The sequence below is a fragment of the Archangium sp. genome (assembly GCF_036388035.1).
Lineage (GTDB): Bacteria > Myxococcota > Myxococcia > Myxococcales > Myxococcaceae > Archangium.
Map to the genome: position 1 here is coordinate 1 of NZ_DASVSO010000204.1, position 11,121 is coordinate 11,121.

Annotated in this window: 10 protein-coding genes and 1 pseudogene; 9 read left to right on the plus strand and 2 right to left on the minus strand. The window is 72.2% G+C overall.

What is annotated here, in order from left to right:
- The 6 genes from yidC to VF697_RS09020 form a co-directional block, all read left to right on the plus strand.
- On the plus strand, positions 1 to 1,580 hold a 1,580-nt coding region (yidC, locus tag VF697_RS08995; RefSeq protein ID WP_331093282.1), incomplete at its 5' end, for a membrane protein insertase YidC.
- On the plus strand, positions 1,577 to 2,398 hold the full coding sequence (locus VF697_RS09000; protein ID WP_331093283.1) for a hypothetical protein: 822 nt from the start codon (positions 1,577 to 1,579) through the stop codon (positions 2,396 to 2,398). The genes yidC and VF697_RS09000, both read left to right, overlap by 4 nt.
- A gap of 32 nt (positions 2,399 to 2,430) precedes the next feature.
- Complete coding sequence (locus VF697_RS09005) at positions 2,431 to 2,661, plus strand: hypothetical protein (RefSeq protein WP_331093285.1); 231 nt, start codon at positions 2,431 to 2,433, stop codon at positions 2,659 to 2,661.
- Between the two features lie 238 nt (positions 2,662 to 2,899).
- Positions 2,900 to 4,105, plus strand: coding sequence for a hypothetical protein (locus tag VF697_RS09010; protein WP_331093287.1), 1,206 nt, complete (start codon positions 2,900 to 2,902; stop codon positions 4,103 to 4,105).
- Between the two features lie 42 nt (positions 4,106 to 4,147).
- Entirely contained in the window at positions 4,148 to 5,482 is a 1,335-nt protein-coding gene (mnmE, locus tag VF697_RS09015; protein WP_331093289.1) for a tRNA uridine-5-carboxymethylaminomethyl(34) synthesis GTPase MnmE, read from the plus strand.
- 94 nt (positions 5,483 to 5,576) lie between these two features.
- Positions 5,577 to 6,161 (plus strand): Uma2 family endonuclease, encoded by a 585-nt coding sequence (locus VF697_RS09020; protein ID WP_331093299.1) that lies wholly within the window; start codon positions 5,577 to 5,579, stop codon positions 6,159 to 6,161.
- A 21-nt stretch (positions 6,162 to 6,182) separates the two neighbouring features.
- On the opposite strand, the gene VF697_RS09025 is transcribed toward VF697_RS09020, so the two are convergent.
- Positions 6,183 to 7,196: a hypothetical protein gene (locus VF697_RS09025; protein ID WP_331093291.1), complete on the minus strand. Its 1,014-nt coding sequence runs from the start codon at positions 7,194 to 7,196 to the stop codon at positions 6,183 to 6,185.
- Between the two features lie 238 nt (positions 7,197 to 7,434).
- Here VF697_RS09025 and VF697_RS09030 point away from each other — a divergent pair, with 238 nt between their 5' ends.
- From VF697_RS09030 to VF697_RS09040, 3 genes are all read left to right on the plus strand, one after another.
- Positions 7,435 to 8,790, plus strand: coding sequence for an AarF/ABC1/UbiB kinase family protein (locus VF697_RS09030; RefSeq protein ID WP_331093293.1), 1,356 nt, complete (start codon positions 7,435 to 7,437; stop codon positions 8,788 to 8,790).
- Positions 8,791 to 8,898: 108 nt separating this feature from the next.
- Positions 8,899 to 10,215 (plus strand): AHH domain-containing protein, encoded by a 1,317-nt coding sequence (locus tag VF697_RS09035; RefSeq protein WP_331093295.1) that lies wholly within the window; start codon positions 8,899 to 8,901, stop codon positions 10,213 to 10,215.
- A 23-nt stretch (positions 10,216 to 10,238) separates the two neighbouring features.
- Positions 10,239 to 10,802, plus strand: coding sequence for an imm11 family protein (locus VF697_RS09040; RefSeq protein WP_331093298.1), 564 nt, complete (start codon positions 10,239 to 10,241; stop codon positions 10,800 to 10,802).
- A 22-nt stretch (positions 10,803 to 10,824) separates the two neighbouring features.
- Here the strand turns inward: VF697_RS09040 and VF697_RS09045 are convergent.
- Positions 10,825 to 11,121: pseudogene (locus tag VF697_RS09045) on the minus strand (hypothetical protein); the annotation flags it as partial.

Below are 11,121 nucleotides of genomic sequence, written 5' to 3' on the forward strand. Positions count from 1 at the left end.
ACGCCGACGTCGCGCCGCCGCCCCCGGTGCGCACCGTGGAGGCGCGGCGCCCGCAGAGCCACTACGTCTTCTCCTCCCAGGGCGCGGGCCTCACCTCGGCCGTGCTCCAGGGCGACAAGATGCGCGAGCAGGGGCAGATCTCCTTCACCGAGGGCTTCAAGCTGCTCTTCGGCGGACAGGTGACGCCGCCCCCGCAGATGAACCTGGCGCAGCCGGTGCCGGGCCAGCCCCTGCCGCTGGCGGTGGCGATTACGGGCCCCTCGCCCCTGGCGGCCACCACCCCCTACGCCGTGGCCGAGGGCAGCGGCGAGGGCGGCACCACCTTCACCGCGCGCCAGGGGCCGTGGGAGGTGACCAAGTCGCTGCAGTGGCCCCAGGAGGGCTTCGAGCTGGCCTACACCGTCCAGGTGAAGAACACCTCGGGGCAGCCGCTCACCGGGGAGCTGGAGGTCCACTACGGCCGCGCCATCGACCCGAAGTCCGAGAGCGCCCCGTCCTTCTTCGGCGGCGTGGGCAACCTCAGCCACGCCTCGTGCAGCGTGGGCGAGGAGCAGCACAAGCTGGGGCCCGACCAGGACTCGCCCGACGCGGAGGAGCTGCGCGGCCCGGTGCACTACTTCGGCATCGACCAGCAGTACTTCCTCTCGGCGCTCTACCCGCTGGAGGGCGCGCTGCAGGGCCGCTGCTCCTTCGTGGCCACCCCCGAGGTGCGCGCCGTCGTCGCCAGCTTCCCCCTCACCGTGGCGGCCGGCCAGACGGCGACGTTCCGCTTCGGCGGCTACCTGGGCCCCAAGGATCCGGACCTGCTGGCCGCCGTGCCCGGCCAGGCCCTGCGCGAGGCCACCGGCGCCACCGCCGCCGCCATCAGCCCCCGGCTCACCGAGACGATCGACTACGGCATCTGGGCCGTCATCGCCAAGCTGCTGGTGGCCGTCATGAAGTTCTTCCACGGCCTCACCAGCAACTGGGGCGTGGCCATCATCCTGCTCACCGTGCTGGTGAAGACGCTGCTGCTGCCCCTCACCCACCGCTCCATGGTCAGCATGGAGGCGATGAAGAAGCTCCAGCCGCGCGTCGAGGAGCTGCGCAAGAAGTACCCGGAAGACCGCGACCGGCTGAACATGGAGACGATGAAGCTGTACCAGGAGGCCAAGGTGAACCCGCTCGGCGGCTGCCTCCCCATGCTCATCCAGATGCCCGTGTGGATTGCCCTCTTCACGGCCCTGCGCAACAGCTACGACATCTACCAGGAGCCCTTCTTCGGCCCGGTGTGGCGCGACCTCACCTACAAGGATCCCACCTACCTGCTGCCCGTCCTGCTGGGCGTCAGCATGATCATCACCCAGAAGCTCCAGCCGCAGATGGGTGACCCGATGCAGGCCAAGATGATGACGTGGGTGGTGCCCATCATCTTCACCGCCACGCTCTTCAACTACCCGGCCGGTCTCGCCCTCTACATCTTCACCAACAACATCCTCTCCATCGCCCAGCAGTACGGGCTGAGGAAGTGGCTGGAGAAGCGCGGCGGCGGCGACGGGCCCACCCCGGCCCCGGCCCTCGCGGGAGGCAAGCGCAAGTGAGCGACGTGCAGGCACCCGAGACCTCTTCGACTCCCGCGGGCGGCGCCGACCTGCGCGCCCGCGTGGAGAAGCTCCTCACCGACATCCTCGGGATGATGGGCTTCCCGGCGCGGCTCGACTTCAAGGACGCCAGCGATGGCAGCCTCTCCGTCGCCCTCCACTTCCAGGGCGAGTCGCCCCCGGGCGTGGACTCCGGCAAGCGCAGCCAGGTGGTGGACTCGCTCCAGTTCCTCCTCAACAAGATGCTCCACCGTCCCGGCACCGAGCGGCGCTTCGTGCTCGTGGGCGCGGGCCACCACCCGGAGCCCCGCAGCGAGCGGTTGAAGCGCGAGCAGGCCACGGCCCAGGCCCCCGCCCCGACCGCGGCCCCCGTGCCGCAGGCCGCCCCCCAGGCCCCCGCCCCGGCTCCAGCGCCCCGGCCGCCCAAGCCCGCCCGCGGTGCGCAGGCCCCCGCGCAGCAGGCCAAGGCGCCCGTGCAGCAGGCGAAGGCTCCGGCGCAACAGGCCAAGGCTCCGGCGCGCGGAGGTGAGGCGGATGAGCGCACCCTGGAGGTCGCCGAGGACGCGGCGCTTCGCGAGGTCGCCCGCAAGCTGGCCGAGAAGTCGGCTTCATTGGGGCGCTTCTACGCGCTCGTCACGTTAAAGCAGGACGACCGCGCGCGCGTCATGAAGGCAGTAGAGGGAGTCCCCGGCGTGAAGGTCTCTTGCGAAGGCGAGGGCCGCAACCGGCGCGTGGTGTTCACCCCGGAGAAGCCCGCCCCGCTTCCCAAGCGGAGCATGCTGCCGGACGATGACGAGGATGAAGACCTCGAGGGGTGAGCCCCCTCGCGGCCAGTGAGAAAGGGCAAGCCATGGGCAAGGCCAAGTCGCTCAAGGACAAGCTATACGGCGCGGCCGTGCTGAAGATGAGCTTCCGGCTGCGCGGGGACGAGGAGTCTCCCGCCTTCAAGTTCGTCTACCCGGGCGTGCTCCGGGACCTCGAGCTCGAGGACACCGCCGTCGAGCAGTACATCCAGGACAACCGCGACGCCGTCGAGCGCGCCGCTCGCGGCTCCACCCCCGAGCAGGGCCCTCGGGGCTGAACTCCAGGGCATCGCCCTCCGGGGCAGGTGTCCTCCAGTGCAGGTGCCCTGGTGTCGCAGGGCTGTGTCGGTCGCCGGGAGTCTCCCGGGCCGGGCCGCCGCTGGTGGACGTTCGCACCGGGGTGAGCCTCCACGTCGGCTGGACGCCGGGAGGGCTCGTCCCTACTTCCTCCGGGCCCTTGCCGGTGCCTCCACCGGGTGGGCCATGCCCCCACAAGGGCATAGGGAGGGCCTCACCATGCGGCACCGCGTCCTTCTCACCCTGTGCATCCTCACCCCGCTCCTCTCCGCCTGCGCGGACAAGGGCGAGCCCGAGGCGAGGGCCACCCGCGGAGAGCCCAGTCCCGCCGGAGAGGGCACCGTGGGACCGAGAGGCGAGCCGGGGGCCAGGGGCGAGCCGGGTGCCAAGGGAGACCCCGGGCCCATGGGCCCTCCGGGCAACTTCGCCCGCATCCGCGTCGTCCCCCCGGGCGACACCCCGCTCATCGGCGGCGAGAACCTGCGCAACGCGCTCCAGTCCATCGTGAAGGTCTCCGCCGAGGAGCCCTGGCTCCTCTTCCTGGAGCCCGGGGTGTACGACCTCGGCGCCCAGGGGCTGCGGATGCGCTCGTTCATCCACATCCGGGGCTCGGGGCAGACGCTCACCACCGTGCGCTCCCGCGCCCCGGGCGCCACCCTCGTGGCCGAGGAGCGCACCGAGTTGAGCGCGCTCACCGTGGAGCACGTGGGCGGCGGGGACGAGGCCCTGGCGCTCTCCACCGCGACGCCCGCCTTCCGCGCTCGGGAGGTGGTGGCGCTCGCCCGGGACGGACAGCGGCGCACCGTCGCCATCCACTCCTCGGCCGGCGCGGGCCCCGGCGGCTTCGAGCGCGTCCAGGCCGTGGCCTCCTCCGCCCAGGGCGACACCGTGGGCTTCTCGTGCGAGGGCTGCGCCGTGAAGCTCTCGGGCTCCTCCGTCCTGGCCCAGGGGGGGACTCGGGCGCTCGGCGCCTCCGTGCGGCGCGGCACCGTGGAGCTGTGGGACTCGTTCGCCACCGGCGTGGGCGGCGCCTCCGAGAGCGTGGGCCTGGAGGCCGCGGGCTCCACCGTGGGGCTCGTGCGCACCGAGGTCTCCGGCTCCGAGGGCGGCGTCTCCACCGGGCTGCGGCTGGCGTCGTCCCAGGCCACCGTCCGGGATGGCACCCTCTCGGGCTCCGACTCCGGGGGGCGGCAGGCGCTCGCACTGGAGGTCTCCCGCTCCGACGGCGCCTCCTATACCGTGGACGTGCTGCGCTCCACCCTCATCGGAGCCACCCACTCCGTGCGCAGCGCCCCGGGCCTCGTCGTCCGCATCGCCAGCTCCCAGTTCCGGGGCGGCGGTCCGGTCGAGGGCAATGGCAGCGTGTCCTGCAACGGTTCCTTCAACGAGCAACTCCACTCCCCCACCGCGCCCGCCTGTCCGTAGCCCCGTCCTCCCGGGAGCGCGGGGGCACCGGACGTCCCCCGCATGAGCCCCTCTCCCGCCACGCTCGCCGCGCTCGCCACCTCCCCCACCGCCGGCGCCGTGGGTATCCTCCGCCTCTCCGGGCCCGCCTCCCTGGAGGTCGGCCGGATGCTCGCTCCCGGCGTGCCCGCCTCGCCCACGCCCCGGCATGCCTACCTCGCCTCCTTCGTCGAGGCCTCCGGCGCCGTGCTCGACGAGGGGCTCTTCCTCTACTTCCGCGCGCCCCAGTCCTTTACTGGCGAGGACGTCGTCGAGCTGCAGGCCCATGGCAGCCCCCGGCTGCTGCGCATGTTGCTGGCGCGCGCCCTGGAGCACCCCGCCGTGCGCCCCGCCCGGCCCGGCGAGTTCACCCGGCGCGCCTTCCTCAACGGCCGCATCGATCTCACCCGCGCCGAGGCCGTCGCGGACCTCGTCGCCGCCGACTCCGAGGCCGCCGTCCGGGCCGCCGCCGCCGGGCTCGCCGGAGCGCTGTCGGCCCGCGTCCGGGCACTGGAGGAGCCTCTGCGCTCGCTTCATGCCGACCTGGAGGGCGTGCTCAACTTCCCCGAGGAGGCCGAGGGTGCGGACGAGGGCGCCGAGCACCGCGTCTCCGAGTTGCGCGCCGTCGCCGAGGGCCTGCTGGCCGAGGTGGGGCGGGGACGGCTCGTGCGCCGGGGGGCGCGGGTGGCCCTCTACGGGCCGGTGAACGCGGGCAAGTCCACCCTCTTCAACCGGCTGGTGGGCGAGGAGCGGGCGCTCGTCGACGAGGAGCCAGGGACGACGCGCGATGTGCTGGAGGCCCGCGTCGAGTGGGAGGGGCTGGGCGTCACCCTGCTCGATACCGCCGGGCTGCGCGCGGCGCCCGGGCGCATCGAGGCCCTGGGCATTGCCCGCACCCGGGAGGCCCTGGCCGCCGTGGACCTCGCCGTGCTCGTGCTTCCTCCCGAGGCCGGTGAGGACGAGGCGGGGGCGTGGCTGCGCGAGGCCGGGGCCACGCCCGTGCTGCGCGTCTCCGGCAAGTGCGACGTGCGGCGGGGGGTGGAGAGCCCGGGGGAGGACGTGCCCGTCAGCGGGCGCACCGGGGAGGGCGTGGAGCGGCTCCGCTCGCTCATGCTCTCGCGGCTGTGGGGCGGCGGTGCGCCCTCGGCCGTCGCGCTCGTCTCCGAGCGCCATGCCGATGCCCTCCGCCGTGCCTCCGAGGCCCTGGCTCGCGCCGAGAGCGCCTGCCGCGTGGCCACCCTCGAGGTCATCTCCGGCGAAGTGGGGCTCGCGCTGGAGGCCCTGGGGGAGGTGTCGGGAACGTCCGCCTCCGAGGCCCTGCTCGACGCCATCTTCCAGCGCTTCTGCATCGGAAAGTAGACACCCGCCCGGCCGCCGGAGGGATGTCAGACCCCTCCTTAGACTGCTTCCCCTGCCCGGCTTACCAGGGCTGGAGGAGGACAGGGTGATTCCGATGTGCAACAGCCAGGCGGCGTACTCGGCTCTCGATGCGCTGCCGATGGGATGGGTGGGAGAGATTGTCGATGAGGAGCTGGTGGCTTCGCCCCGGCCGGCGCCTGGTCAGGCCCGTGCCGCCTTCATGTTGGGAGTAGAGCTCGGAGAGCGGTTGGACCCTCGGCGCGGGGGCTCGGGCCGGTGGTGCTTCCTGCGCGCCCCCGAGCTGCGGCTCGGCCGGGATGTGCTCGTGCCGGACCTCGCCGGCTGGCGTCGGGACCGGCTCACCGAGGCGCCCACGCCCGACGAGCCCTTCCTCACGCTCGCGCCGGACTGGGTGTGTGAGGTGCTCGCGCCGTCCACCGCGGCGCTCGACCGCACGCGCAAGCTGCCCGCCTACGCACGTGCCGGCGTGTCGCACGTGTGGTTCGTGGACCCCACGGCCCACACGCTCGAGGTGTTCCAGCGCGTCAAGCGCGGCTGGCTCCTCGTGGACACCTACGAGGGCGAGGCCATCGTCCGCGCCGAGCCCTTCGCCTCGCTCGCGCTGGAGCTCGCCTCGCTGTGGCTGCCCACCGAGCCCCACCTGGAGGTGGTGCGCTGAGGGCGTGAGACGCGAGGCGCCTCAGCCCACCGCCCGGAAGTGCCGGGGCGCCTCGCCCGCCGCGCGCAGCAGCCGACGCACCGCGCGCAACATCAGGTCCGTGTCCAGCGGCGCCGCGAGGAAGCCGCGCGCGCCGAGCGCCCGGGCCCGCTCCACGTCCTGCTCCGGCACCTTGCCCGCCGCCAGCAGCTGCGCCCGAGGCCGCTGCTCCAGGGCCTCCAGCGAGGGCAGGGGCGCCAGCACCACCGCGCGCGCGTCGGCCGCCAGCACCTCGGCGGTGCTCGCCACGCGGACCTGGAAGCCGGCCTGGCCCACCACCCGCACCAGCCCCGCTGCCGCCGCGGCGCCCCAGCCGTAGATGAGCACCTGGCCCGCCTCGTGCCCGTCCAGCGCCACCCGCTCCTCGAGCTCCGCCACGTCCAGCGGCTCGAGCAGCGGCAGCTCCAGCGGCTCCTGCTCCAGGTTGAGCGTCGGCAGGAGGATGGGGCGCGCCGGCTCCAGCGCCGCCATGCCGTCCACCTGCACGTGCATGTCCGCGTCCGCCTCGGGCAGCGAGATGGACACCGACTCCGGCCGCCGCGGCGCCTCCGTGCCTCCGAGGTAGAGCCGCTCGATGGCCCGCGAGATGGCCGCGTCCGTCGCCAGCCGGGGCACCACCCGCAGCTTGCCCGTCACGCTGCGCACCGCGTCCAGCGAGTGCATGCTCGCCGGCGCGGCGATGGCCACCACCAGCACCATGTCCCGAGGGCCCTCCACCTGGAGCGGCACCACCCGGTGCTGCTCCGCCAGGCGCCGGGGCAACAGCCTGGCCAGCCTCGGGTCCAACAGCTCCGCGTCCAGCGTCACCGCGGGCACGCCCGTCTGCTGCGCCAGGGCGCCGAGCACCTGCTCCCCCGAGCAGAAGCGCAGGTCCACCACCACCTGCCCCAGGGGCACGCCCCACTTGCGTTGGTAGGCCAGCGCCGATTGGAGCTGAAGCTCGTCCACGGCTCGCATCTCCACCAGGATTTCGCCCAGGCGCTTCTTGGTCTGCATTGGCTGCCCCCTCGCTCGTGCCGTGACTCCCCGGTCCCCCCCGGAGTCTGGCGGGGGCCTGTGTAGGGCATTTGTCGGTGTCTGTCTTCTTCGTTCACGCCATATGCTTCCCAGTGGGCGCCATTCCCACGTCTGTCTTTACGGGACTTCGGGTTAGTCGGGGCATGGGGCCCACTTCCTGTCGGTTGCTGGACGCCCGGTCTCCGCGAGCGCGCGTCACTCCCGGTAGGGTGGGCCCATGCGCGAGGACGAGCTGGCGAGGATGCTTCGGGAGCAGCTGCTCGGGACGGAGCGGCCGGTGGTCCGCTCTGGCCTCGAGCGCCTGTGGAAGACGGGGCGGGGCGCGGCGGGGCTGGCGCTCTCGGTGGTGGGAGGCCGGCTGCGCGGCAAGGGCGAGGGGCTCGGGGCCGCGGATGTGCACGCCATCTCCCAGCTCGTGACGCGGCTGGGGGAGCTCAAGGGCCTCGCGATGAAGGCCGGGCAGATTCTCGGCTACATCGACCCGACGCTCCCGGAGGAGGTGCGCGGGCTGCTCTCCGTGCTGCAGACGGCCTCTCCGGCGAGCCCCTTCGCGCAGGTGGAGGCCACCCTCCGCTCGGCCTTCGGCGAGCGTGCGGACGTGCTCCTCGCCGGGCTCCAGCGCCAGCCGGTCTCGGTGGCGAGCATCGGGCAGGTCCACCGCGCTCGCCTTCCCTCGGGCACGGACGTCGCCGTGAAGGTCCGTCACCCCGGCATCGACGAGGCGCTGCGGACCGAGTTCCGCGCCGCCGGCTCCGGCTCGGCCTTCGCGAGCGTGCTGCTGCCCGGGGCCGCCTCCAGCGTTCGCGGCTTCCTCGACGAGGCCCGCACCGTGTTGCTCGAGGAGTGCGACTTCTCCGTGGAGCGCGAGCGGCAGGAGACCTTTGGCCGGCTGTTCGCGGGCGACGAGACGATCCTCATCCCCGCCGTCGAGCCCGACTGGTGCGCGTCCGCCGTGCTCACCACGCGGTGGATGCCCGGGCAGTCCTTCGATGGGTTCCTCGCGGCGAATCCGTCCCAGGCGGTTCGGGACCAGCTGGGCGTGGCGCTGTTCTCCTTCTACCTCGGCACGCTCTACCGGCACGGCCTGTTCCACGGAGATCCGCACCCGGGCAACTACGCCTTCCGCGAGGACGGCCGCGTGGTTGTCTATGACTTCGGCTGCGTCCGGATTTTCGATCCGGCCACGGTGCTCGCCTTCGCGGCGCTCGTCGAGGCGGTGCGCGCGGATGAGGTGGCGCGGATGCGCGAGGCCCTGGTGGCACTGGGAGCCCGGCCTCCGGGGGACGCGGAGGGGGTGGCGACGCTCCGGACGATGCTGCGCGGCTTCTTCGCGCCCCTCCTCGAGCGCGGTGCTCGCCCCGTTCATCCAGGCGCGGGCCTGGAGGCCCAGCAGATTTTCAAAGACAAACTGTTCCTCGCGAAGCTCGCGCTCCCCGGCCGGTTCCTCTTCCTCTTCCGGCTGCGCTTCGGCCTGTACGCGGTGCTCGCGCGGCTCGGCGCCATCGCGGACTGGGGCGCGCTGGAGAGCCAGTGGGCCGCGGAGGCGCGGCAGCGCGGTGGGGTGGGCGCGTAAAGCAAAGCGCCTGGTGGCCGCGGAGCGGGTTCTTCTCCCTGGTTGGGTGTGTGGCTCGTACCGCCCGTCGCTGCCGTCCATCCATCGCGGAGGGGTATGGACGTGCCCATGCCCCCGCGAGTCTCGTGGCTGTACCAGGTGCTGTTGCTGGCGATGAGTGGCGCCGTGCTGATGGCGAGGCCGGCAGGCGCGAGCGAGCCACCGCCGAGCAGGACGGTGCAGGTGCGCGAGGTGCCGGGAGGGCTGAGGCTCCTCTTCGAGCCGATGGGGAGGGCGCCGGGGTTGGAGAAGCTGACGGTGGAGCAGGCGCGCGGAGTGCTGGTCAGCTTTCGCGAGGACTTCGGCCCGGTGAGGGGAGCGCCTTCGAGCCGAGAGGCGCGGGTCATGGCGCTCGCGGCCCTGGCGTGCGGTGCTGTCACTTGCGGCTCTGGCGAGGAGTGGGAGAAGCGGCTGCGAGCGGCGTATGTCGCGAAGTACGGGGTGCCAGAAGTGGCGCTGCCGTCATCGCTGGCGAGTGACAGGCTGGCGGCGGCGTTGAGGCTGTCTCCCCGGTACATGAAGGAGGGGGTGAGAGAGGCCGCCGTCGAGCTGTTCGGGGACCCGCTCTTCCTGGCAGGGGTGTCTACGTCGGTGGTGGCGTACTTCCTGGCGTGGGCGGTGCCGGAGCCACTTTTCAGCAAGACGGTGGCGGTGGTGGTGACGGTGGGACTGGTGGCGGCCTTCGGGGTGGTGGAGCTGCACCAGCTGGGAGTGGTGTGCTTGCGGCTCTACCAGGAGGCGGAGGCCGCGAAGACGCCCGAGGAGTTGGAGAAGGCGGCCGAGCACTTCGGAAAGGGGGTGGGAGGCGTGGCGCTGAGGGCGCTGGTGATGGCGGCGAGCGCCGGGGTGGCCAAGGGGCTGCCGAAGGTGCCGAAGGGAGGGTTGTGGGAGAGCGTGGCGCCCGCGCGCCAGTCACTGCCCGGGGGGCTGACGCTGAGCGTGTCGACGACGGCGCAGGTGGTGGCGGACGGGACGGTGGTGCTGATGGGAGCGGCGGTGGGAACGGGGGCCGCGGCGGCTCGGGTCACGGGAGCGTGCGGCGACGGCTCGAAGAAGGATGGGAGCCACTGGCACCACCTGGCCACCAACAAGAACGACCTCTCCCATGCCAACGGTGGACCCTGGACTCCTGCCTTCAAGAAGGTTTTCGACAAGGCGGGGATGAGCCTGGAGGCAAAGGAGAACCTCGTCTACCTCCAGGGCCACCAGGGCCCTCACCCCGAGGCGTATCATCAGGAAATCTTCCGGAGGCTCCGGATTGCAACGGAAGAGTGCAAGCCCCTGGCTGAGTGTCGAAGCATGTTGGTCGAGGAACTGGACAGGATCGCAGGCCACGTCTGCACTCCAGGCTCCGCACTTCACACGCTCCTCACGGCAAAACCCTAGCAGCGAACTCCACGGAGGGAACGGTGGCCCGATATTTCGACATGATGGACAACATGCTCCACCCAGGACGCTGGGTGCTGGATGGCCCCTTCGATGCGCAGGGAGAGGAGATCGACTCCTGGCAGTTCGGCAAGGGACGGCGCGTGGAGTTGGCGGGCGTGCCCTATTTCCCCATGTCGCATCGAGGGTGCGCGCTGGACATCAGCCAGACGGGACTGGGAGTCCCCGTGGTGCACGGCCGGGTGGCCGACATCCTCGAGCGCCTGTGCGGCCAGGACGTGCAACTGCTGCCAGCCCGGGTGGAGGGACAGACGGACCCCTGGTTCATCCTCAACCTCCTGCGCGTCATCCGCTGTATCGATGAGACGCGGTGTGAGTACGTCGAGCATTGGAAGCCCGAGGACAACCGGCCGGACAAGGTGGGGCAGTACCGCAACGTCCGGGGGCTGAAGGTGGACCCGGCGCTGATTGGAGATGCCCACATCTTCCGTCCCTGGGGATGGCGCGTGGCCATCCTCGTCTCCGAGCCGCTCAAGCTCGCACTGGAAGAGGCCGGCATCACCGGCATGAAGTACATCGAGGCCTGATGACCCTCGCCCCACCCTCTCCCTACGCCCTCCGGATCCCCGTCACCTCTCCGTAGCCGCCGGGGATGAAGAAGTCGTGGGTGCCCATGCCGAGGATCCGCAGCGCGGTGGTCACCGCGTCCGCGGCTCGGGGCACGCGCCTGGAGGGCTGACCGTTCTCCTCGATGATGTCCACCGGAACGCCGAGCCCGCGCGTCGTGTACGAGCCCACCTGCCGATTCGCCGCCACGTTTCCGCCCGCGAAGGCAACCGAGGTGAACGGGTGGTGGTCATCCGGCAGCGAGTAGGTGCCGTCCTTTCCGCGCGAGGCCCAGCTGCG